Origin of the sequence: Ensifer sp. ENS07, from assembly GCF_014852185.1 — a bacterium.
Classification (GTDB): Bacteria; Pseudomonadota; Alphaproteobacteria; order Rhizobiales; family Rhizobiaceae; genus Ensifer; species Ensifer adhaerens.
Genome location: NZ_JACVBE010000001.1, coordinates 1,166,907 through 1,188,358, shown reverse-complemented (window position 1 = coordinate 1,188,358; position 21,452 = coordinate 1,166,907). Strand labels below are relative to the sequence as shown.

The window sequence follows — 21,452 nt, the reverse complement described above, 5'->3', positions numbered from 1 at the left end:
CAAAATGGCACTCCAGCCCCCCTCATCCTCGCAGAATCCGGACTTTGGGCGCGATCGCTGATCTGGTGCGGGTAGAGAGACTTGAACTCCCACGCCTTACGGCACCAGAACCTAAATCTGGCGTGTCTACCAATTTCACCATACCCGCGTTCAGACAATCGCACCGCCTGACCGTATTCCCGCAAGACCAACCAGCGGAATACCGCGGATAGAATGGGCATGCTGAAAGTTCAGGGCTTTCCCGAGCGCGGCGTCTCTATATCACTCGTTTTCGCGGGATCAAAGGGAAAATGCGGGAATTCCACGACCAAGCGGGTTGGCACGGCGTGCCTCAATAGAGAGGCTCCTCATAGACCGGGCTGCCATTGACTGCGATCTCGCGGATCTGGGCCTTTCCCTTGGCGTCCACGCGGATATTGACGGAGAGCGCCTCGGCGTTGCGCGCCTCCTCCAGCGTCCGCCCCTCGCCTTCCGGCACATAGAAACGCTCGATCCCGTATTCTACATTGACGGACGAGAGCGCAGACGAGGGATAGTAGGTAAATGGCAGAGAGCGAAGGACGACGCTGTCGCCGGCAGGGCTAAGCGGCGCGAAGGACGCTTCGGTCGCCGCCCAAAAGCCGTCGAGCTGCCTTTCCAGCCGAACGTAGACCTTAGCCTCTTCCGACTGCTTCGGCGTATCGCCCTTGAACAATTCCGGCTGGAGCCTTGAAATGTCGTAGCTCAAGATCACGTAGTCGCCCCGAAGCAGATCGCGGGGATCGACAGGCACGGTCTTCAACAGCACGTCACGGCCGCTTCTGAGGATCGAGGCCCTGCTCTCGATCATATAGCCAAGTGCCGCCGTCTGTACGCCCGCAACCAGCAGGGCCGCCAGCAATGGGTTCAACCAACGGGTCTTTGCGGTGGTCATCGTGGCGCCTCCGTCCCGCGCGCATTTGCCAAGTGCCCCTCGATGCGGATGACGAGCCAGGCGATGCCGGCAACCACCAATCCGGAGATCAGGAAGAAACCGGAGGTACCGAGCATGGAGCCAAGGGTTTCGAAGGCGAGATAGAGAAGCTCACCGGCAAAGGCGACGTAGCCGAGATAGCGCACGGCGCCGTTCTGCGCCCCGGCAAGCGCGATCCCAAGGAGGGCCACCAGCAGCGTGCCCGCCCCGGTCGCGACCTCCGTTGTCACTCCGACGGCTTCAAATTGAAGAGCGGTAAATCCGAGCAAGGCGAGCGCGAAGGAATAGAAAGCGGGTGCCGAACCGGCATCGACCGCCAGGGCGCGAAGCGGAGAGCCTGGCAGCGTCGCCGCCAGAAAGGCCACGAGGCCGAACGCCGCAAGGCCACCTGCCAAGGCAAGCGACGCGTTGTCGAGGTAAAGCCAGGCCAGCCACGACAGGACCAGCAGATAGGGGAGATGACGGGCCCGGTCGGCGGCCGTGAGGCGCACCAGCAGAACGACGATCACCGCGAGCACCGGAACGGACCACACGCGCCAGTCCGGCGTGGCGCCGAACCCATTGTCCTGCAGCACCGTTCCGAAATAGAACCAGGCAAGCCCACCCGCAACTGCGGTCATTGCTGCTGAGCGAAATGCCAAGGCAGAGAGGACGGCGCCGGCAAACCACAGCAGCGCGGCATCGGCCGCGTCACCCGACAGGTGATACATCTGCCCGATCAGCGCGATGCCGCCCCCAAAGGCGGCCACCCCCAGAACGAGGGCCGCTGCGGCAAGCGTCGTGCGGCCGGTCTGGGTCAGCCAGGCAGCGGCGAAATGAAAGCCCCAGACCAGAGCGACGATGCCGGCCACCCGCGCAAGGCGTGGCAGCGCCTCCCAGTTGGCGGCGACAAGCAGCAGGATTGAGGCGGACAACAGGAGTGCGGCGAGAATGAGCAGGACGCGCCCTGCCCGGAACGTGGACTCGCGACCGTCATATTCGGCCAGCATTGCGCGTGCTGCATTCTCCTGCAGCAGCCCCTTGTCCATCCAGTGCTTGAAGTCTCGTTCGAGACGCGCGCGGTACATCCTGCCCCCAGCCTAGAATCCGATGCTTGAAATGGTCCGGTTCAGCTCCCAACTAATCACGTATCGGTGCGGAAACACAATCGCTCACTCGCGACTGCGCACCAAACCGATGAGGACGAACGAACGGCTTGCGCAATGCGCATATCTTCCATGCAGATATTGCACTGCACAAATCGATTTAAAGGTCCTATATTCAAATCATCAAAGGCGAACGAAGGCATGAAGCCAGACGGTCGCCAGCGGAAATGGCCAGCCGCCTCAGTTTGCTGAGAAAGGCCCGGGTAAAACCGACGGAATTCGGACGAGCGCACTCCTCCTCCCAGCGCTCTTCCGATCAGATTGGCAACACTCCTCCTCCCAGTTGCCAATCACCCCTAATGACGCTCGCTGGACCTCCTCCCCCAGCGGGCGTTATTCTTTTCAGCCCTCCTCTCCACAAAGAAGCCTGCGTCTGCGCACCTGCACAATATTCGTGCATAATTTCGCTGCGCTCGCCCCACGCCATGCACTGGATGCATAGGTGCCATTCTGGAACAGCGCTACCCTTCCACCCGCCTGCGTACTATCTTCAACTCATCGATCGGGGCGGCGCACTCCTCCTCCCAGCGCCCCTCGATTTGGATCGGCGACACTCCTCCTCCCGGTTGCCGATCAGAACAAAGCGACGCTCGCTGGATCTCCTCCCCCAGCGGGCGTTGTTTGTTTTTGGCCCCTCACATTTCGGGCAGCTTTCCAGCCACGACAACTCGATTGCGCCGCGCGTTTTAGGCGCCAGCTGCGAACACGCCATCGCGTAGAGGCTTGCACGGCCTGCATGGGTGCGATGCAGCATTGTCTCTGTAACTTCTGCTCAAAAAGATTATATTTCAGAGCATCAGATGACGGCCAGCAAGAGAGATGAGCGCTGGCACACGACCCTAGAAAGGATAGGATCATGAACCTCGCACGTTCTTTCAACAATTGGCGCAAGTATCGTCAGACCTGCAACGAACTCGGCCGTATGACCGACCGCGAACTGTCTGACCTCGGCATCGGCCGTGGCGACATCCCGTACGTTGCTCGCCAGGCGATCAAGTAGTTCAGGCTGCGCGTCAAGCGCAACCGACCTCCAAGTAAGACGCCCTCCGGTTCATTCCGGGGGGCGTTTTCTTTTGTCGCAGCGAGTACGATCCAGGTGACGCCTTCGCACTTGCGAGAGGCCCGGATGCTTCGCCATCTGCGACTGCCCATGCGGCCGAACCGCGTCCATCGACAGACGCTGCGTCCTTGCTCACCATCGGCTCGTAAGTCCCTTTGAAAACAATCGCTTATCAACGGGCAATTAAGCTTTTAATCAATCATTAATCGATGCCGCCTTTTGAAGCGGTGCCCATCTATGCGGCGATGCACTGCACAAATGCATAGCAGCTGCATTTTCTTTGCACTCCACCTTCTAATTAGACAAGCGTATAAGAACCTCAACGACGCAGACAGATGGCTGTCGCGACAACCTGATTTTGAGGAAAAGACCATGAACCCGATTCGTATCGCAAAAAGCTGGATCAACTACCGCCGCACCGTCAGCGAGCTCGGCAACCTGTCGAACCACGCTCTCAATGACATCGGCATCACCCGTTACGACATCCGCAACATTGCGGCCCGTTCCTTCCGTTAATCGGAACGAACGACCAGGACTTCCAAGACGGCGCCTTCAAGGCGCCGTTTTCGTTTATAGGCGTTGGAACGAAAGGCCGAGCCGTGATAGGAAGCCGGCCATGAGCAAAGACACTTCTTCCCACTCCCCCATCCACGTCATCGGCGGCGGCCTTGCCGGATCGGAAGCCGCCTGGCAGATCGCCGAAGCCGGCGTACCGGTCATCCTGCATGAGATGCGCGGCGTGCGCGGCACTGACGCGCACAAGACCGACGGCCTTGCCGAACTCGTCTGTTCCAATTCCTTCCGCTCGGATGACGCGACCAGCAACGCGGTTGGCGTGCTGCATGCGGAAATGCGCCTTGCCGGCTCGCTGATCATGAAATCCGCCGACGCCAACCAGGTGCCTGCGGGCGGTGCGCTTGCGGTCGACCGTGACGGCTTCTCCGACGCGGTCAGCGCGGCGATCGCCGCTCATCCGCTGATCACGGTGGTGCGCGAAGAAGTCACCGGTCTGCCGCCGAAAGATTGGGATCTCGCCGTCATCGCGACCGGCCCGCTGACCGCACCCGGTCTTGCCGAAGCGATCCGCGCGGAAACGGGCGCCGATGCGCTCGCCTTCTTCGACGCCATCGCGCCGATCGTCTATACCGAGACGATCGACATGGACATCTGCTGGTTTCAGTCGCGCTACGACAAGGTCGGCCCCGGCGGAACCGGTAAGGACTATATCAACTGCCCGATGACCGAGGAGCAGTACAATGCCTTCGTCGATGCGTTGATCGCCGGCGACAAGACCGGCTTCAAGGAATGGGAAGGCACGCCCTATTTCGACGGCTGCCTGCCGATCGAGGTGATGGCGGAACGCGGCCGCGAGACGCTGCGCCACGGGCCCATGAAGCCGATGGGCCTCACCAATGCCCATAACCCCACCGTCAAGCCCTATGCCGTCGTACAGCTGCGCCAGGACAATGCGCTCGGCACGCTCTACAACATGGTCGGATTCCAGACGAAGCTGAAGTATGGCGCTCAGGCCGAAGTCTTCCGCATGATTCCCGGCCTCGAGAATGCCGAATTCGCCCGTCTGGGCGGCCTGCACCGCAACACCTACATCAACTCGCCGACGCTGCTCGACGGAACGCTGACGCTGAAGTCGCGGCCGGGCTTGCGCTTTGCCGGACAGATCACCGGCTGCGAAGGTTATGTCGAAAGCGCCAGCATTGGCCTGCTCGCTGGCCGCTTCGCCGCTGCCGAACGCAAGGGCGAGACTTTGGCGACCCCGCCGGCGACCACCGCCTTCGGCGCATTGCTCAACCACATCACCGGCGGCCACATCGTTTCCGACGATGAACCGGGCAAGCGCTCTTTCCAGCCGATGAACGTCAATTTCGGCCTGTTCCCGCCGCTCGATCCGGGCGCGATCACCAAGCCGGAAGGCGTCAAGCGCTTCCGTGGTAAGGAAAAGGCAGTCGCCAAGAAGCAGGCGACGGCGTCGCGCGCGCTCGCTGATTGCGCCGCCTGGCTCGGCAAGTCCGCCTGACAGGCGGACACGCATTTGTTCCACGACAAAAGGCCCGCCTGCAGTGATGCAAGCGGGCCTTTTCTTATGGAAGAACGCGGTGAGAGCTACTCGGTCGCCTGTGCCGTATGCGGCGGCTCGGCGGCGGGCTGCTCGAACTCCGATTTCGGACTGAAGCTGCCGAGCAGCCAGAGCGAAACCTCGGCCGCCTCGCCGGCGCTCTGAAACTCGAAGTCGTTGTCGAGATAAGCAAAATCGGGGAAATGCACGATGAGGCCTCGGCCGGTCTCGGAGCTATTGACCCGAACCTTTCCGGGCTGGATCACGTGGCAGACATAGTGGGTGCCGTGCGACTGGATGAAGCCCGCCTTGCCGTCATGCAGCCGCAGGAAGATCGCCGTGCGGTCCGCCGTCGAGTGCAGCGCCCGGATCGCCTCGTCCGGAAAGGCACGCCCGAATTCCACCATCGCAGAGCCGGCATCGGGATTGTCCCAGTCCCGCTCGGCGCGGGCGTTCATCCACATGTAGAATGCGCCGACCAAGACGATGACGGCGATGAGCAATAACCAAAGCATCCGCGGGCGCTCCCCTTCGCTCGGCATGACGCCGATAAAGCGCTTCTATACGCTGCGAGGCTTGCGCCAATTTGTCGTCACGGCGTGCGCGTCTGCGCCAAAGCCCCGAGCAGACCGATCAGGCCGAACCTCTGACGTATCAGAAGCGGCGGCGCCGTGCCGCGCGCCACATCCACCATTGCCGCTGCCATTGGGCCGGGCGGATGGGTTTCTGCAGAAGCCCGGCGCCCGCAGCCTCCGCGCGGTTAAGGATAGGCTCGACAAGCGCAAGCGGTATGAAGGCGGGGAAATTCGACGGCGCGATCGCCGCCAGCTGCGCACGCGCCCTGGCGAGATGATCTCGCCCGAAGCCCGCGAAGGCCCGGATCGCCTGGCTGATCGCGGCGCTGTCTTCGCCGGCGATCAGCGTTTCGCGATCGAGACCGGTGGCGCGCAGCAATTCAGCCGGCAGGTAGACCTGGCCACGGCGCAAATGCAGCGGCAACAGCATGAGGAGGCCTGCGACCGTCTGCGCGACACCGCCGTGACCGGCGACTTCGGCCGATTTCGCGGCATTCTCTGGATCAAGGACCAGGGATGAGAGCTGGATCAGCGCCGAGGCGGTCTCGCCGGCATAGCCCTCAAGCGCCGAACGGTCTTCCATCGGATCGTCGTAGAGATCGAAGATCCGGGCATCGATCATGTTCTCGAACACGGAGACCGGCAGCCGATGCGTGCGAATGCAGCCAAGGAGCGCTTCAGCAAGCGGATGCCCTTCTCCGGTCGATGCGTCGTTGCCGATGAGGTCCCGCCACCATTGCATGCGGATCTCACCGGGGATCGGCTCGTGCACGAGATCGCGGATGCGGGCGATCTCCGCACTGAAGGCATAGAGTGCGGCAAGCGCGGGCTGCTTGTCGGCCGGCGCAAGCAGGCAGGCGAGATAGCGGTCGCGGTCCGTATCCCGCAGGTCAGCCAGAATCTGGGCAGAATTGTCGTGCACGTCGTCTTCCCCAGGCCGATCAGACTGCGATCAGTGCGACGGCGACTGCGCGCGATTCGGCCAGCATCACATTGTAGGTGCGGACAGCGGCCCCGGTGCTCATGGGATCCGACGATATGTTGGCGGCGCGTAAAGCTGTCTTCACATCGGCCGGCAGCGGGCGAATGTCCTTGCCGGTGCCGACCAGCAGCACCTCAATGTCCTTCGCTTCATCGACGACCTTGTAGAACTTCTCGACCGTCAGCGCATCGCCCTCCGCGACGTCCCATGCATAGACGCCCGAGGGCAGCATCAGGATCGAGCCACGATGCGACATGTCTGCGAAGCGAAAGCCACCATTGCCGTAGGCATCAATGGGCGCACGTCCCGGAAAATGGGCTTCGCGAATTTCAATTCCCTTAGGCATTTCAAACAGCACCCTTTGCCGCGCCCGCCGCACCCGTATCCGCGCCGGAGGCGTTCTCGTCCCCCGGAATGTGGTCGGTGCGCTTTCTGAAGAGGATGAGGATCGGCCCGGCGATGTAAATGGACGAGATCGTTCCGACGATAACGCCAAACAGCATTGTAACACTGAAGGCGCGGATAAGGCCGCCACCGAAGAGATAAAGCGCTGTCAGTGCCAGAACGGTCGTCAGCGCTGTCAGGATGGTGCGCGACAGTGTCTGGTTGATCGACGTATCGATCAGCACCGACAACGGCATGCGCTTGTAGCGTGCAAGGTTTTCGCGGATGCGATCGTAGATGACGACCGTGTCGTTCAGCGAGTAGCCGACGATCGTCAGAACCGCGGCAATGCTGCCGAGATTGAACTCGATGCCGGTCAGCACGAGGAAACCGATCGTCAGCAGGACGTCGTGCGTCGTGGCAATGATCGCGCCGACGGCGAAGCGCCACTCGAAGCGCAGCCACACATAGAGCAGGATAGCAAGGAACGAAACAGCAAGCCCGATAGTGCCGGCGCGTGTCAGTTCGCCGGATACGACGGGGCCGACCACCTCGACGCGGCGGAAATCATACTCGTCCGAAAGTTCCGACCGGATGACGCCGGCGGCCGTCTGTTCGGCGTTGTCTCCCGCCTCCTGCGACGGTACCCGCACCAGAACGTCCTCGCCCGAGCCGAGCTGCTGCACCTGGACCTCGCCGAAATTCAGCTCGTCGAGGCGCGCGCGAAGATCGGCGACATCGACCGGTCCGCCTTTGGAATGCAGCTCGATGATCGAGCCGCCCTTGAAGTCGACGCCGAGATTGAGCCCGATGCCGGCAAGCAGCAGGACGGAGGCGAGCGACAGCGCCGCCATCAGGATGAAGACCGGGTTGCGGATCCGCATGAAGCGGATGTCCAGGTCGCTGAAGCGGCCGGTCCGAATACCCTTCGGCAAGCGTTCCGACTTCCATTGGCGCAGCCAGCGCTTCACGATCAGGCGGGTGACCGTGTAAGCGGTGAAGAGCGTCGTCACGCTACCGATCGCAAGCGTAACGGCAAAGCCGCGCACCGATCCGGAGCCAAGATAAAAGAGGATGGCGCTCGCAATCAGCATCGTCAGGTTGGCATCGAAGATGCTGCTGAAGACACGCGAAAAGGCGTTGTTGATGGTGCGCCGCAGGGGCTCGGCGCCGCGAACCTCTTCACGCAGGCGCTCGTAGATCAGCACGTTCGAATCGACGGCCACGCCGATCGTCAGAATGATGCCGGCAATGCCCGGAAGGGTCAGCGTCGCGCCCGAAAGGGAAAGCGCCGCGATAATCAGGACAATGTTCAGGGCGAGCGCAATGACCGCAAAGACGCCGAAGACGCCGTAGAAAAAGATCATCGATGCGGCGACTGCGACAGCCGCAACCAGACCCGCCTTCAGGCCGTCTGCGATGGCGTCGCCACCGACGCCGGGGCCGACCGTTCGCTCTTCGACGAAGGTCAGGGGCGTCGCGAGTGGCCCTGTGCGCACGAGAGCGGCAAGGTCGGTCGCACCTTCGGTCGGCAGGTCTGCGGAGATGCGCAAGGTGTCGCCGTTGACAGCCTCCGACAGCTTGAGCGTCGCGATGACCTGTCCATCGAGAACGATCGCTGCATCCTTTGGCGGCTGCTGCGCCGCAAGGGCGGCAACACGCTGCTGCGAAGCGGTATCGATCTTGATGGCGACCGACGCGCTTTCGCCGGAAGCATCAGGTTCCGGCTGGGCTGCAACAAAATTCGCCGCTGCAAGCAGCGGTGCCTTTTCGACGAGATAGGGCACTGGCGGGTCGTCGAAGGAATATAGGACTTCCGTGCCGGACGGAGGCTGGCCCTCCACGGCGCGTTGCACGGGCACGGAGGTATCCAGCATCCGCAGGGCCAGGTTGGCCCTTTGGCTGAGCAGATCCTTCAACCGCTGCGGATCGCCGAGGCCAGGCACCTGCACGATCAGCCGGTCATCGCCACGGCGCTGGATCAGCGGCTCGATGGCGCCAACTTCGGCGACGCGGAGGCGTACGACGTCGATGGACTGCGCCACGGCCAGCGAGAGCCGGTAGTCGATGCCTTCGTCCGTGAGGCGCAGGCGAACCAGTTCATCCGGTTCTGCACTGTCGAACACGACCTCGGAAATCGGCTCGGAGCCGAACCCCCCGATATCGACGGGCGCCGTCAGCGGCCTCAGCCGCTCGCGAGCGGCAGAGAGTTGCGACCGGTCGCGAACGCGGAAGGCGATCGACTGGCCTTCGCCGGAAAGGCCGATATAGGCGATGTCGGCATCGCGCAGCGATTTGCCGACCTCGTTGGCGATCGTCTCGAGCCGTTCAGCGACGATGTCGCTGCGCGCCGCCCGCAGCATGAAATGGGAGCCACCCTGGAGATCGAGCCCGAGCGCCACCTGGCGATGGGGCAGCCAAGACGGAAGTTCGGCTGCCTCCTCCCGGCTTAGAACGTTCGGCAGCGCAAAGGCGATGCCGGCAAGCGCCACCAACCAGACGAGGATACGTTTCAACGGCGGTAATCTGCGCATGCCTCAAACGCTCCAGTTGCTCGGCTGGTGGTGGCTGTTCCTGCCTTATTCCTTGACAGGCTCGCCCTTGACGCGAACTTCCGACACGCCGCTGCGGACGACGCGGATCTTCACGCCATCGGCGATTTCGACTTCGAGTTCGCTGTCGTCAACGACCTTGGTGACCTTGCCGACGATGCCGCCACCGGTCACGACCTGGTCACCGCGACGGATGTTCTTCAGGAGTTCCTCGCGGCGCTTCATCTGAGCGCGCTGCGGACGGATGATCAGGAAATACATAACGACGAAAATCAGCAGGAACGGCAGGATGGACATGAGAATGTCCGCGCCGCCGGCGGAAGGGGCGCCGGCAGTCTGCGCAAAAGCTTCGGTAATGAACATCGATCACTCCTTGAGTTCAAATATCGGCGGTTCCTCCGCGCCAAATCGGCCGGAATATAGGGACGCCCCGCCGCTCTGCAAAGCCGCGGGCACCCGTACCCGTTCCTGTGCCTCTGACACAATTTACACAAGAGGAGAACCCCTCGCGCGGGCCTCGGTGACCTTTTCCAGCGTAAACCTGCGTGCTACCGGGTTTCTGGTGGGACCTGGCCGCGACGCGGTTACGGTAAACACCAGGGCCACGCCGCCTCGAATCATGACGGCACGGCCAAACACCTGATTCAGCGAGTGGAGAGAGACATATGCCGGAAGCCAAGATCGACGTTCTCATCAGGGAAATGCAGAAGCTTTCCGCGGCGATCGAGCGCATGGCCGGACCCGCCGCTGCAGCGAACGACTGGACCGCTGCCGAGTGCTTCGTCTGGGCCCCGGCGACACACCATCTGCAGCCGGTCACCAAGCCGAACCGCATCGAACTGTCCCTGATCACCGGGGTCGACCATGTCCGTGACATCCTGCTCGACAACACGCTGCGCTTTGCCGAGGGCTACACGGCCAATAACGTGCTTCTCTGGGGCGCACGCGGCATGGGCAAATCCTCGCTGGTAAAATCGGTTCATGCGCAGGTTGCGCGCGACACCGGTGTTGCGGTCAAGCTGGTCGAGGTGCATCGCGAAGATATTGCCACGCTTCCGGCGCTGATGGACATTCTGAAGTCGGCACCGGTCCCGGTTATCGTCTTCTGCGATGATCTGTCCTTCGATCACGACGATACGTCCTACAAGTCGCTGAAGGCCGTGCTCGACGGCGGCGTCGAGGGACGCCCTTCCAACGTGCTCCTTTACGCCACCTCGAACCGGCGCCACCTGCTGCCGCGGCATATGATGGAGAACGAGCAGTCGACCGCGATCAACCCGTCGGAAGCGGTCGAGGAGAAGGTTTCGCTGTCCGACCGTTTCGGCCTGTGGCTCGGCTTCCACAAGTGCAGCCAGGACGACTATCTGGCGATGATCGACGGCTATGCCGCGCACTATGGCTTCAAGCTCGATCGCGACACCTTGCACGCCGAAGCGCTGGAATGGGCAACGACCCGTGGCGCACGGTCCGGCCGCGTCGCCTGGCAATTCATCCAGGATCTCGCCGGCCGCCTGCGCCACAGGCTCGACGGGTAACCGGGCGCGTCGCGAACCGCACGCCTTGCCGACATCCTGAAATAGAAAGCACCGCCTGCCCGAGAGGGCAAGCGGTGCAAACATCGGATCCGGATCGGCTTTGCGACCGATCGAGACTATTCGAGGAAGGTCGCCGGGTTTACCGCGGTGGCGTTCTTGCGCACCTCGAAGTGAACCTGCGGCTGGCTTGCCCGGCCGGTCATGCCCGAAGCAGCGAGCGTCTGGCCGCGCTGAACCTTCTGGCCGCGCTGAACCTTGAGTTCGGAAGCGTTACCATAAACCGTGACCGTGCCGTCGTCGTGGCGCACCAGGACGGCGTTGCCGAGTTCCTTCAGGCTGCTGCCCGAATAAATAACGACACCGTTTTCAGCCGCCTTGATCGGCGTGCCCTCGGGCACCGAGATGTTAATACCGTCGTTGCGGTTGCCATCGACATTGGCGCCGTAGCCGGCGACGACTGCGCCGCGCACAGGCCAGCGGTACTTGCTGATGCCGGTCGACTTCGGAGAATCGTCGTCGATATCCGTCGTCTTGCTGGCGACTTCGCTGACGCTCTGCTTGGCAACCGGCGCCTGGTATTCAGCCGGCTTGTTCTTGTCGAGCGAGGCAACCTGCGGCTGCTCGGCCTTCTTGGGAACCGAGGCCGTCTTGAGCTGATCCGGAGCGGCACCATTTGCGCCCGGCAGTTGCAGCGTCTGGCCGACACGGATCGATTCGGCCGTCAGGCCGTTTGCCTGCTTGAGGGCGGCAACGGATACGCCCGTCGTCTTGGCGATACGGTTGAGCGAGTCGCCCGGCTTGACGGTGTAGGATCCACCGCCGGCGCCCTCGCCGTTCGTTGCCGGCTTGCCTGCAACGACGTCAGACTTGCCTTCACCCTTTTCGCGGGACTGGGCCGAACCCGGCAGGATCGCAACGTCGCGCTGGTTGACCGGCAGCGGCGACGGCTGGCGGCTGTTGCCATCGAGATCGGCGATCGAGTTCGTGGCTGCCGCCTTGGCAGCGCTGCCTGCGACGCCGAAGGTCGGGATGACGAGACGCTGACCGGTCTCGACCTGCGCTGCGGACTGCAGACCGTTGGCCTTCAGGATTTCCTTTTCCGGGACACCAAAACGCTTGGAGAGAACGGCGACATTGTCACCCGGGCGAACCATGATCGTCGGAGCGTTCTGCGTCGTCCAGCCGCTCTTGCTTGCGGTTTCCTTGACCGTTGCGGGAAGCGTCTGCTGCGTGGCGAGTGCGGCCTGCTGGCGTGCTGCCGGGAACGGCTGGGCTTCGGCGCGCTGGTTTCCAGCAGCGCTCGGGTCAGCCAGAGTGGTGCGCTGAACGGAGATCGGGGTCGAGGCGACGCGGGCGTTGGATACGGGCGTGGAGGCCGTGTTTACCGGATCGTAGGCACCCTGCCCGGCTGCCGCGGGATAGGGCTGACCGAGGGCTGAACCACGGTTATCAACCGGCGCTGCCGCCATCTGACCGACGGACACATCGCCGCGCGGAACCGGCGTTGCGTCTCGGGGGATGGAATTTGTGGTGATGTTGTCGGACCGGGAGAACAGGCCGTCAAACCGGCTTGCATCCGAACTGCAGCCTGTTGCGACGCCTGCCAGCAGGACCGCCACGCAAAGGCGGATCGTCGACTTTCCAACCCCGGGAGATACAAACTTACGCATGACGCTTACCCACTCCGAACGCAACTCGATGTGGATTGATTAAAGCGTATTAGAGTTACCGCGTGGTTAAGGCAGACCCCACCAAAGGACTAATTTGACCAAATGCTAACCATAGGTCGACCGTCGCCCGTCAAGGGCATGCTAGAGGCAGCGTCACAGCTGCCGCCCGGGCACGAGGAGCCTAGCGCTAGATCAGTTCGGAATAGAGGCGCTCGATCTCGGACACGGATCGCCGCTCCGTCTGGTCTTCTTCGTAGCTGATGCTCGTCAGGTCCCAGGCAAAAATCTGGCGACCGGCCGGCTGCGCCAGGGTTTCGGACTGCGCCGTCTTGTCTTCGTCGAGCAGGACGCTCACCAAAGTCTGGAACGCCGCGTCTCCGTCCGCACCGCTTGCTTCTTCATATTCGAGCGACCGCAGACCGGCCACCGCCGCCTCGCGTGTCCCGAAATAGCGCAAACTGTTCTGGTCCTCCGGACGAAGGCCGTCGTAGTAGTCGATGAAGTTCTTGTAATAGGCCTGGTGATCGCCGGAATCGAGAAACTTGCCGAAGGCCTGGTACTCGCGCGAGGCCAGTTGCGGCGACAGTCGGTTGTTCCATTCCTCGCGGGTGAGCGCCGGCTGGCCGTCGGATCCCTTCTTCGTCTGGCCTAGATAAAGCAGGGCATCGGCCGAAAGCGAGATGCGTGGCGTCGGATCAAAGAAGGTCGCGGCAAGCGCCTGCGCCGCCTGCTCATCCTTGCCTGCGGAATTCGTCTGGCCGGCATTGCGCCCGGCAAGATTGTTCAGCCCGTCGCCGGATGCTGCCGCCGTCAACCTGTTCGCGATCTGCATGTGCCGTCTCCGTACCTCGCGACCGGTGTCCGCCGACGTCGCAAGGCAAGCGACGACTCGTAGGCGGAACCCTGTCCGTGCACGGCAGGCGTATGGCGCGAAGCTTGCGCGAAGCTGGAGGAAGTTAAGGGGTCGTTAATAGTCGACGCCGGCGCGACCGGCGCTCCTCACCCGCGCGGACGGGAATTCAATATTTAGAGAAACGACGCCAGCTGCTGCACGATCGGAAGGTAAGGCGCGTCGAACAGATCCTCGCGATCGAAGCGGCTGCCCGTGCGGCTGACGCGCACGACCCGGCAATGGGTCTCGCTCATCATGATCGGAACCAGCAGGGTGCCGCCCGAAACGAGGTGATCCGAAAACATGCGCGGCAGACTGTTGAAGGCGGCCGTGATCAGGATCCGGTCAAAGGTGCCCTCACCCGGCACGCCGGCGCTACCGTCGGCATGCCGGACGATGACATTACGAACACCCGTTTTTTCGAGGTTCTTCTGGGCCATGCCAACGAGCGTCTGATAGCGGTCGATCGTCAGCACCCGCTCGGCAACGCGTCCCATGACCGCGGCCGTGAAGCCGCTGCCGGTGCCGACTTCGAGAACACGCTGGCCGGATTTCAGATTGAGACTGTGCAGCAGACGGACCGCAAAGTCGTATCCCTCCATGAACGAACCGCAATCGAGCGGGATCGTCCGCTGCGAATGGGCTTCGGCCTGGTACTGCGGCGGCGCGAAATGGCTTCGCGGCGTCTGCTCAACCGCCTTCAACAGATCATGGTTGGTGATGCCTTCGGCGCGCAGACGCAGCACCATCTTGGCAAAGCCTTCCTGTTCGGTCACCCGCGCACTCAAGCAACGGCTCCCTCGTTGAGCGCCCGCGCCAGGCGATCCTGGACACTGTAGTCGGTAAGGTCGAGTTTGAGCGGCGTGACCGAGATCATGTTTTCACGCAGGGCGTGAATATCGGTTCCGGCGCGGAAATCGCCGAAGCGTTCGCCGAAACGCAACCAGAAATAGGGAAAGCCGCGGCCATCGGTTCGCTCGTCGATCGACAGGCCGAAGTCGAGCTTGCCTTGCGACGTCACCTCCGTACCGGCAACAGCGTCCGCCGAGCAATTGGGGAAGTTGACGTTGAGCAGCGTGCCGTCGGGCAGATCCACCTTCATCAGCTTGCGGACCAAGGCCGGCGCGTGCATTTCGACGACATCCCACGGTACGGTCTTTCCGACGGCGTGATTGTAGGCCTGGCTCAGCGCGATCGAGCGGATGCCCTGCAACGTTCCTTCGATGGCGCCGGCGACGGTACCGGAATAGGTCACGTCGTCGGCCATGTTGGCGCCAATGTTGACGCCGGACAGCACGAGATCGGGCTTGCGATCGAGTACCTTGCGGACGGCCATGATGACGCAATCGGTCGGCGTGCCGCGAAGTGCGAAGCGCTTTTCCGCGATCTGCCGCAGCCGCAATGGCTCCGACAGGGTCAGCGAATGGGCAAGGCCGCTCTGGTCCGCTTCGGGCGCAACGACCCACACATCGTCCGAAATCGTCCGGGCGACGCGTTCAAGTACCGACAGGCCCTCGGCGTGAATGCCGTCATCGTTTGTCAGCAGGATCCGCATGATGCCGCACTCCCCTCGACGTTCGCTCAGGCTACCTTTTCGATGCGCGTCTGGCCGCCCATGTAGGGGACCAGCACCTCCGGCACCGATATCGAACCATCGTCATTCAGATAGTTCTCGATGACGGCGATGAGCGCGCGGCCGACGGCAACGCCCGAACCGTTCAGCGTGTGAACGAAGCGGGTTCCCTTGTCTTCCTTGGTGCGATAGCGGGCGTTCATGCGGCGCGCCTGGAAATCGCCACAGACCGAGCAGGACGAAATCTCGCGGAACGTATCCTGTCCCGGCAGCCATACCTCGAGGTCATAGGTCTTGCGGGCGCCAAAGCCCATGTCGCCGGTGCAAAGGGTCATGACGCGGTAATGCAGGCCGAGGCGCTTCAGCACCTCCTCGGCGCAGGCGGTCATGCGCTCGTGTTCGGCAACGGACGTTTCGGCATCGGTGATCGAGACCAGTTCCACCTTGTTGAACTGGTGCTGGCGCAACATGCCGCGGGTATCGCGACCGGCAGAACCAGCTTCCGAGCGGAAGGACGGCGTCAGCGCGGTGAAACGCAGCGGCAGCTTTTCGCCTTCCAGGATCTGCTCCCGGACGATGTTGGTGAGCGGCACTTCCGCCGTCGGGATCAGCCAACGGCCATCCGTGGTGCGGAAGAGGTCTTCGGCAAATTTCGGCAGCTGGCCGGTGCCATACATCGCATCGTCGCGCACCAAAAGCGGCGGTTGCACTTCGGTGTAACCATGTTCCTGGGTGTGCAGGTCGAGCATGAACTGGCCGAGCGCGCGCTCGAGCCGCGCCAATTGGCCCTTCAGGATCGTGAAGCGCGAACCGGAAATGCGGGCCGCACCCTCGAAATCCATCAGCCCGAGCGCTTCGCCGATTTCAAAGTGCTCGCGCGGCTGGTGGTTCCAGGTGGGCTTCTTGCCAACCACGCTCTTGACGACGTTGCCGGTCTCGTCGGCACCGACGGGTACATCGTCCAGCGGGATGTTCGGAATGCGCGAGAGGGCGTCGTTGAGCTCGGCCTCGATATTGCGGCTGTCCTCTTCGAGCGCGGGCATGGCGTTCTTCAGGTCGGCAACCTCGGCCTTCAGCTTGTCGGCGAGCTCGGCATTCTTCTGCGCCATGGCCGCGCCGATATCCTTCGAGGCCGCATTGCGGCGCGACTGCATGTCCTGCAGCGCCTGAAGGTTCGTACGGCGGCGTTCGTCGAGCGCGATCAGAGATGCCGACAAAGGCTCCGCGCCCCGCTTCGCCAGGGCGGCGTCCAGCATCTCGGCATTCTCACGGATCCATTTGATATCAAGCATTTTCGTTCCACGCGTTGGTCAGATCACGGCGCGAAATCTCGAATGCTCAGCCCTTGGCGGGGCCGACCTCTCCGGAAGATCCTTCCTGCGACTCGGCAGCCTCGCTCTTGAGCGCGTCCGCTGCCCGCTGCCTTTCGACGAGTCGCGCCGTATAGATCGAAATTTCGTAGAGAAGGATGGCTGGCAGCGCAAGGCCGATCTGGGAAATCGGGTCCGGCGGCGTGAGCACGGCCGCGACAACGAAGGCGATTACGATCGCGTATTTGCGCTTCTCGGCAAGACCCTGCGAGCTCACGAAGCCGACGCGGGCAAGAAGCGTGGTGATGACCGGGAGCTGGAAGACAAGGCCGAAGGCGAAGACCAGCGACATGATCAGGCTGAGATACTCCGAAACCTTCGGCAGGAGCTGAATGGCCACCTGCCCTTCGCCACCGCCCTGCTCCATGGCCAGGAAGAACCACATGACCATCGGTGTGAAGAAGAAATAGACAAGCGCGCCGCCAAGCAGAAACAGGAGCGGTGACGCGACCAGGAACGGCAGAAACGCCGCGCGCTCGTTCTTATAGAGCCCCGGTGCAACGAACTTGTAGATCTGTGCCGCGATTACAGGAAAGGCGATGACCAGCGCACCGAACATCGCCACCTTAATCTGGGTGAAGAAGAACTCCTGCGGCGCCGTGTAGATGAGCTCGACATTGCGATGGTTGAGGCCCGCCCAGCTCACGGCCCATTTGAACGGCAGCACCAGAAGGTTGAACAGGCCCTTGGCGAAGTAGAAGCAGACGAGGAACGCAGCGAAGAACGCGCCGATGGCCCACATCAGGCGCCTGCGCAATTCGATCAGATGCTCGATCAGCGGCTGCGGCCGGTCCTCGATATCGCCGCTCATGCTTCACCTTTCTTGCGCGCGCTGGTGCGCGGCTTTGACGTCTTGGCAGCAGGCTCTGCCACTGTCGGCGTCACTTTTTTCTTTTCAGCGGCCGGCTTCGCGGGCGCCTTGGCAGCAGACTTTGCCGTGGCCGACTTGGATGCAGCTGTTGCCGTCTTGGGCGCTGCCGTTGTCGACTTGGGCGCGGCCTTCTTTACAGCCGGCGTCGCATCGGCCTTCGTCCTGGTCGCACGCTTCGGCTTTTCTGCCGGTACGGATGCGACCTCTGCGCGCTCGATCTCGCGATTGGCCGAACCGATTGCCGCAGCGGCAACCGCATCTGCGGGCTTGGCTTCGACCGCGGCCGGCGCAACGGCTGGTTCGACGGCGGAAACCGTATCGACGGTGTTCGATGTCGCAGGCTGGGCGGGTGTGGCCGCCTTCTGCAGGTCCGCCTTGATATCGTTGCCCATCTGGCGCAGCGGATTGATTGCATCGCGCAACGCATTGGCCGGATTGAGACTTTGCGCGTCGCTGATGGTCTTTCGAACCTCGTCAAGGTCCGCTTCGCGCAGCGCTTCATCGAACTGCTGACGGAATTCCGATGCCATGCCGCGCATCTTCGAGGTCATGCGGCCGAAAGCCCGCAACATTGGCGGAAGATCTTTCGGCCCGACAACCACGATCAGAACGATTGCGATGACGACGAGCTCGGTCCAGCCGATATCAAGCATGCGATATGTCCTGCAAACCCTTGATGCCGCCAGCCCGGTATGGACACCGGACAGGCTTCACCGACACCAGACTGTTAGCGAACTTCGTCAGACTTGTGGTCAACGGTCTTGCTGTCGAGCGTCTTGTCGGTAGCAGCCGCCTCATCGTCGGACATGCCCTTCTTGAAACTCTTGATGCCCTTAGCAACGTCACCCATCAGTTCGGGGATTTTACCGCGACCGAACAAGAGCAGCACCACGACCAGAACGATCAGCCAGTGCCAAATGCTTAACGAACCCATGCTCTTACTCCTCTGAGCCTTCCCCGATTTAGGCTCTATCACATGTCAATTTTCAGGCGTGCCTCAAGCACGCGTCTCGTTGTGACAGAACCTAAGATGCCGAACTGCTTTTTTCAAACAGTAATATATCCCGCTCGTTAACTGAAAGCATTACATCACGCAATCCATGCGGCAATCGGTCCGCCCTGATGCGCGCCCGAACCACCTCCTCACAACGCGGCACAGCGAGCTCCAGAAGCTCGACCACGCCGATGAAGCGACGGGAGAGAATGCGGGCGGGAATGTCGCCATCCTCTTCGCCGACGCGCACTCCAGACAACCTGACAGCCACCGAGAGGCGCTTGCCTTCCGGATGGGGGCCGGCTGCAACGCTTCCGACCGGCGTTTCGACGCGGCCGTCACGAACCTGCGCATCGAAGACGTTGATCTCCGAGAAGAAGCCGGCGGCAAAAAGATCCCTCGGCTCGCGGTAGAGTTCGTCGGCCGTTCCGACCTGAACGAGGCGCCCGTCCTTCAGGAGCGCGATGCGATCCGCCATGCGCATCGCCTCTTCGGCGTCATGCGTGACGACGATAGCCGTTGCCCGCGTTTCCCTGAGGATCGCCAGCGTATCGGCACGGATCGAATCCTTCAGGCGCGAATCGAGGCCGGAAAATGGTTCGTCCATGAGCAGCACCGCCGGGCGCGGCGCGAGCGCGCGGGCAAGCGCTACGCGCTGCTGCTCGCCGCCGGAAAGCACGTGCGGATACAGATCGGCATAGTGCGACAGGCCGACACGCTCGAGCGCCGCATCCGCCTGGATCAGACCTTCCTTCTTGGAGATCGCCGTCAGACCGAAACGGACATTGTCGCGGATCGTCATGTGCGGGAAAAGCGCAAAGTCCTGAAACATCAGCCCGACGCCACGCTTTTCCGGCGGCAGGAAGACAGAGGGGCCGGAAATTTCCTGGCCATTAAGCATCAGACGCCCAGCGCTCTGCCTCTCGATACCCGCGGCGATGCGCAGCAGGGTCGTCTTGCCGGATCCCGAAGGCCCGAGCAGGCAAAGGACCTCGCCGGCCTTTGCCGCCAGGCTGACGCCCTTGATCGTTTCCTTGGCGTGATAGCTGTGGTGAATATCTTCGAAGGTCAGGCTCGCCGCGAAGGAGACGCCCGCTGTCCGTCGCGTGGTCATGACGGGAGCGTCCTGCGGATCTGAAACCATGCTCTTGCATTCCTTGACACCAGTGGCGCAGGCTCAGCGAGCCCCGACGCCATGGAAAGCCGATATCTATAATCAGGTTTTTCTAATCGGCTTCTTCGCCCTTCGGTGTCAAGAGCCCCAGTTCCTCCAGGTCGAGCTGGGTGATCGGATCCTCGTTCTCGGCCAGTTCGTCGTCGCCGGTCGGAACGGGGATGTTGAGGTTCGAAGGCACGCGGCCGGAGAGCAGCCCGGCGCCCTTCAATTCCTCGATGCCCGGCAGGTCGCGCAGTTCCTCAAGCCCGAAGTGATCGAGGAAGTCGCGCGTCGTACCGAAGGTCACCGGACGCCCCGGTGTGCGCCGGCGCCCGCGGAACCGGACCCAGCCCGCCTCCATCAACACGTCGAGCGTACCCTTCGAGGTCTGCACGCCGCGGATATCCTCGATCTCGGCGCGCGTAACCGGCTGATGGTAGGCGATGATCGACAGAACCTCGAGGGCTGCCCTTGAAAGCTTGCGGACCTCCTGTTCGTCGGTCTGAACGACGAAAGAGAGATCGGCGGCCGTGCGGAAGGCCCAATGGTCGGCCACCTGAACGAGGTTGACGCCGCGCGTCGCGTAAACGGCTTTAAGCCGCAGCATGATCGTGCGGACATCGGCGCCACGCGGCAACCGGCTCTCGATATAGGCCTCGGACACCGGCTGCGCCGAAGCGAACACCAGGGCTTCGGCGATCCGCTCGGCTTCCTGCTCCAGCCGGGGGTCGAGGGATGCCGTTTCGATCTCGTCCTCCTCGTCGGGAACGCCAGGCAGGTACTTCTGGGCTTCAGCCACGGGCTGCCTCCATCTCGGCGAGAGTCTCCGCATCGATCGGATTTGGTCCGCGCCGGAGATAGATCGGCGCGAAGGCCTCCTCTTGGCGGATCTCCAGGCGGCCCTCGCGAACCATTTCGAGCGACGCGGCAAAGGAGCTGGCGATTGCCGTCGCTCTCTCCTTCGGCGTCGTCATGTAGCGCACGAGAAAATGATCGAGCGCAGTCCAGTCGTCGAGACCACCGATCATGCGGGCCAGGATCAGCCGCGCATCGGACAGCGACCAGACGTGGCGCTTCTCGATTGTCACCTGGGTGATCGCCTGTCGTTGGCGCAGGCCCGCGTAGGCGCTCAGCAGATCGTAGAGCGAAGCGTCGAAACCGGATTTCCTCTCGGTGACGATATGCTCCGGTGCGCCTCGGACGAAAACGTCCCGGCCGAGCCGGTTTCGGTTGATGAGCCGCGTCGCCGCCTCACGCATCGCTTCCAGCCGCTTGAGCCGGAAGGCCAGCGCCGAGGCCATCTCCTCGCCGGTAGGACCGTCATCCTTCGCCTGCTGCGGGATCAGCAGCCGCGACTTCAGATAGGCGAGCCACGCCGCCATGACGAGGTAATCGGCCGCAAGCTCGATGCGGATGCTGCGCGCGCGTTCGATAAAGGCGATGTACTGTTCGGCGAGCGCCAGGACGGAAATGCGCGAAAGGTCGACGCGTTGGCTTCGGGCGAGATGCAGCAGCAGGTCGAGCGGACCTTCGAAGCCGGCGATGTCGACCACCAGCGCTTCCTCATGCAGTCCGCGCTCGGCAGTCTCATCCTGCCACAAGGGCTCCATCGGCGCCTTCGACGCAGGCTTGCCTTGTCTTTCGCCCGCATTGCTCACTGGCAGCCC

Annotated in this window: 22 protein-coding genes and 1 tRNA gene; 4 read left to right on the top strand and 19 right to left on the bottom strand. The window is 62.5% G+C overall.

Annotation, left to right across the window (positions count from 1 at the left end; genetic code table 11):
- Positions 1-63: 63 nt before the first annotated feature.
- The 3 genes from IB277_RS05955 to IB277_RS05945 form a co-directional block, all read right to left on the bottom strand.
- A tRNA-Leu gene (locus tag IB277_RS05955) sits at positions 64-148 on the bottom strand.
- 183 nt (positions 149-331) lie between these two features.
- Entirely contained in the window at positions 332-913 is a 582-nt protein-coding gene (locus IB277_RS05950; protein WP_034796596.1) for a GDYXXLXY domain-containing protein, read from the bottom strand.
- Positions 910-2,019: a DUF2157 domain-containing protein gene (locus tag IB277_RS05945; RefSeq protein WP_090295620.1), complete on the bottom strand. Its 1,110-nt coding sequence runs from the start codon at positions 2,017-2,019 to the stop codon at positions 910-912. The genes IB277_RS05950 and IB277_RS05945 overlap by 4 nt, the downstream gene beginning before the upstream one ends.
- A gap of 934 nt (positions 2,020-2,953) precedes the next feature.
- On the opposite strand from IB277_RS05945, the gene IB277_RS05940 reads away from it, so the two are divergent.
- From IB277_RS05940 to trmFO, 3 genes are all read left to right on the top strand, one after another.
- Positions 2,954-3,097, top strand: coding sequence for a DUF1127 domain-containing protein (locus IB277_RS05940; protein ID WP_064816990.1), 144 nt, complete (start codon positions 2,954-2,956; stop codon positions 3,095-3,097).
- A gap of 432 nt (positions 3,098-3,529) precedes the next feature.
- A complete protein-coding gene (locus IB277_RS38855) occupies positions 3,530-3,673 on the top strand; it encodes a DUF1127 domain-containing protein (RefSeq protein ID WP_064816989.1) in 144 nt (47 codons plus the stop codon).
- A 100-nt stretch (positions 3,674-3,773) separates the two neighbouring features.
- Positions 3,774-5,192, top strand: coding sequence for a methylenetetrahydrofolate--tRNA-(uracil(54)-C(5))-methyltransferase (FADH(2)-oxidizing) TrmFO (gene trmFO, locus IB277_RS05930; protein WP_034796601.1), 1,419 nt, complete (start codon positions 3,774-3,776; stop codon positions 5,190-5,192).
- An 86-nt stretch (positions 5,193-5,278) separates the two neighbouring features.
- Here the strand turns inward: trmFO and IB277_RS05925 are convergent, their stop codons facing one another.
- The 5 genes from IB277_RS05925 to yajC form a co-directional block, all read right to left on the bottom strand.
- Positions 5,279-5,746: a hypothetical protein gene (locus tag IB277_RS05925; protein WP_034796603.1), complete on the bottom strand. Its 468-nt coding sequence runs from the start codon at positions 5,744-5,746 to the stop codon at positions 5,279-5,281.
- Positions 5,747-5,885: 139 nt separating this feature from the next.
- Complete coding sequence (locus IB277_RS05920) at positions 5,886-6,728, bottom strand: phytoene/squalene synthase family protein (RefSeq protein WP_060583192.1); 843 nt, start codon at positions 6,726-6,728, stop codon at positions 5,886-5,888.
- A 19-nt stretch (positions 6,729-6,747) separates the two neighbouring features.
- Positions 6,748-7,134, bottom strand: a complete 387-nt coding sequence (locus tag IB277_RS05915) for an Mth938-like domain-containing protein (RefSeq protein WP_034796607.1) — start codon at positions 7,132-7,134, stop codon at positions 6,748-6,750.
- Position 7,135: 1 nt separating this feature from the next.
- Entirely contained in the window at positions 7,136-9,706 is a 2,571-nt protein-coding gene (secDF, locus tag IB277_RS05910) for a protein translocase subunit SecDF (protein WP_090295623.1), read from the bottom strand.
- Positions 9,707-9,751: 45 nt separating this feature from the next.
- On the bottom strand, positions 9,752-10,087 hold the full coding sequence (gene yajC, locus IB277_RS05905; RefSeq protein WP_034796611.1) for a preprotein translocase subunit YajC: 336 nt from the start codon (positions 10,085-10,087) through the stop codon (positions 9,752-9,754).
- A 302-nt stretch (positions 10,088-10,389) separates the two neighbouring features.
- Here yajC and IB277_RS05900 point away from each other — a divergent pair, with 302 nt between their 5' ends.
- A complete protein-coding gene (locus IB277_RS05900) occupies positions 10,390-11,259 on the top strand; it encodes an ATP-binding protein (RefSeq protein WP_090295626.1) in 870 nt (289 codons plus the stop codon).
- A 116-nt stretch (positions 11,260-11,375) separates the two neighbouring features.
- On the opposite strand, the gene IB277_RS05895 is transcribed toward IB277_RS05900, so the two are convergent.
- The 11 genes from IB277_RS05895 to IB277_RS05845 form a co-directional block, all read right to left on the bottom strand.
- Positions 11,376-12,929: a peptidoglycan DD-metalloendopeptidase family protein gene (locus IB277_RS05895; protein ID WP_090295629.1), complete on the bottom strand. Its 1,554-nt coding sequence runs from the start codon at positions 12,927-12,929 to the stop codon at positions 11,376-11,378.
- 187 nt (positions 12,930-13,116) lie between these two features.
- The gene (locus IB277_RS05890; protein WP_034796617.1) at positions 13,117-13,761 is read right to left on the bottom strand and encodes a hypothetical protein; all 645 of its coding nucleotides are present in this window, start codon (positions 13,759-13,761) and stop codon (positions 13,117-13,119) included.
- A 194-nt stretch (positions 13,762-13,955) separates the two neighbouring features.
- Positions 13,956-14,609: a protein-L-isoaspartate(D-aspartate) O-methyltransferase gene (locus IB277_RS05885; protein ID WP_034796623.1), complete on the bottom strand. Its 654-nt coding sequence runs from the start codon at positions 14,607-14,609 to the stop codon at positions 13,956-13,958.
- Positions 14,606-15,376 carry a 5'/3'-nucleotidase SurE gene (surE, locus tag IB277_RS05880; RefSeq protein ID WP_090295631.1) on the bottom strand — a complete coding sequence of 257 codons (771 nt, stop codon included), beginning with the start codon at positions 15,374-15,376 and terminating at the stop codon, positions 14,606-14,608. Before surE ends, IB277_RS05885 begins: the two co-directional genes overlap by 4 nt.
- A 26-nt stretch (positions 15,377-15,402) precedes the next feature.
- Positions 15,403-16,686, bottom strand: a complete 1,284-nt coding sequence (gene serS / locus IB277_RS05875; RefSeq protein ID WP_090295634.1) for a serine--tRNA ligase — start codon at positions 16,684-16,686, stop codon at positions 15,403-15,405.
- A 46-nt stretch (positions 16,687-16,732) separates the two neighbouring features.
- Entirely contained in the window at positions 16,733-17,575 is an 843-nt protein-coding gene (gene tatC, locus IB277_RS05870) for a twin-arginine translocase subunit TatC (RefSeq protein WP_034796629.1), read from the bottom strand.
- Entirely contained in the window at positions 17,572-18,288 is a 717-nt protein-coding gene (gene tatB, locus IB277_RS05865) for a Sec-independent protein translocase protein TatB (RefSeq protein WP_090295637.1), read from the bottom strand. Before tatB ends, tatC begins: the two co-directional genes overlap by 4 nt.
- Before the next feature lie 74 nt (positions 18,289-18,362).
- A complete protein-coding gene (locus tag IB277_RS05860; protein ID WP_034796642.1) occupies positions 18,363-18,569 on the bottom strand; it encodes a twin-arginine translocase TatA/TatE family subunit in 207 nt (68 codons plus the stop codon).
- 91 nt (positions 18,570-18,660) lie between these two features.
- On the bottom strand, positions 18,661-19,773 hold the full coding sequence (locus IB277_RS05855) for an ABC transporter ATP-binding protein (RefSeq protein ID WP_090295639.1): 1,113 nt from the start codon (positions 19,771-19,773) through the stop codon (positions 18,661-18,663).
- Positions 19,774-19,855: 82 nt separating this feature from the next.
- Positions 19,856-20,584 (bottom strand): SMC-Scp complex subunit ScpB, encoded by a 729-nt coding sequence (gene scpB, locus IB277_RS05850; RefSeq protein ID WP_060516985.1) that lies wholly within the window; start codon positions 20,582-20,584, stop codon positions 19,856-19,858.
- Positions 20,577-21,443, bottom strand: coding sequence for a ScpA family protein (locus tag IB277_RS05845; RefSeq protein WP_371813562.1), 867 nt, complete (start codon positions 21,441-21,443; stop codon positions 20,577-20,579). The genes scpB and IB277_RS05845 overlap by 8 nt, the downstream gene beginning before the upstream one ends.
- Positions 21,444-21,452 lie beyond the last annotated feature (9 nt).

What these genes read in the sequence shown, in the direction of transcription:
- IB277_RS05950 (WP_034796596.1), bottom strand. Translation starts at nt 913, where the DNA reads ATGACCACCGCAAAGACCCGTTGGTTGAACCCATTGCTGGCGGCCCTG.
- IB277_RS05945 (WP_090295620.1), bottom strand. Translation starts at nt 2,019, where the DNA reads ATGTACCGCGCGCGTCTCGAACGAGACTTCAAGCACTGGATGGACAAG.
- IB277_RS05940 (WP_064816990.1), top strand. Translation starts at nt 2,954, where the DNA reads ATGAACCTCGCACGTTCTTTCAACAATTGGCGCAAGTATCGTCAGACC.
- IB277_RS38855 (WP_064816989.1), top strand. Translation starts at nt 3,530, where the DNA reads ATGAACCCGATTCGTATCGCAAAAAGCTGGATCAACTACCGCCGCACC.
- trmFO (WP_034796601.1), top strand. Translation starts at nt 3,774, where the DNA reads ATGAGCAAAGACACTTCTTCCCACTCCCCCATCCACGTCATCGGCGGC.
- IB277_RS05925 (WP_034796603.1), bottom strand. Translation starts at nt 5,746, where the DNA reads ATGCTTTGGTTATTGCTCATCGCCGTCATCGTCTTGGTCGGCGCATTC.
- IB277_RS05915 (WP_034796607.1), bottom strand. Translation starts at nt 7,134, where the DNA reads ATGCCTAAGGGAATTGAAATTCGCGAAGCCCATTTTCCGGGACGTGCG.
- secDF (WP_090295623.1), bottom strand. Translation starts at nt 9,706, where the DNA reads ATGCGCAGATTACCGCCGTTGAAACGTATCCTCGTCTGGTTGGTGGCG.
- yajC (WP_034796611.1), bottom strand. Translation starts at nt 10,087, where the DNA reads ATGTTCATTACCGAAGCTTTTGCGCAGACTGCCGGCGCCCCTTCCGCC.
- IB277_RS05900 (WP_090295626.1), top strand. Translation starts at nt 10,390, where the DNA reads ATGCCGGAAGCCAAGATCGACGTTCTCATCAGGGAAATGCAGAAGCTT.
- IB277_RS05895 (WP_090295629.1), bottom strand. Translation starts at nt 12,929, where the DNA reads ATGCGTAAGTTTGTATCTCCCGGGGTTGGAAAGTCGACGATCCGCCTT.
- IB277_RS05890 (WP_034796617.1), bottom strand. Translation starts at nt 13,761, where the DNA reads ATGCAGATCGCGAACAGGTTGACGGCGGCAGCATCCGGCGACGGGCTG.
- surE (WP_090295631.1), bottom strand. Translation starts at nt 15,376, where the DNA reads ATGCGGATCCTGCTGACAAACGATGACGGCATTCACGCCGAGGGCCTG.
- serS (WP_090295634.1), bottom strand. Translation starts at nt 16,686, where the DNA reads ATGCTTGATATCAAATGGATCCGTGAGAATGCCGAGATGCTGGACGCC.
- tatC (WP_034796629.1), bottom strand. Translation starts at nt 17,575, where the DNA reads ATGAGCGGCGATATCGAGGACCGGCCGCAGCCGCTGATCGAGCATCTG.
- tatB (WP_090295637.1), bottom strand. Translation starts at nt 18,288, where the DNA reads ATGCTTGATATCGGCTGGACCGAGCTCGTCGTCATCGCAATCGTTCTG.
- IB277_RS05860 (WP_034796642.1), bottom strand. Translation starts at nt 18,569, where the DNA reads ATGGGTTCGTTAAGCATTTGGCACTGGCTGATCGTTCTGGTCGTGGTG.
- IB277_RS05855 (WP_090295639.1), bottom strand. Translation starts at nt 19,773, where the DNA reads ATGGTTTCAGATCCGCAGGACGCTCCCGTCATGACCACGCGACGGACA.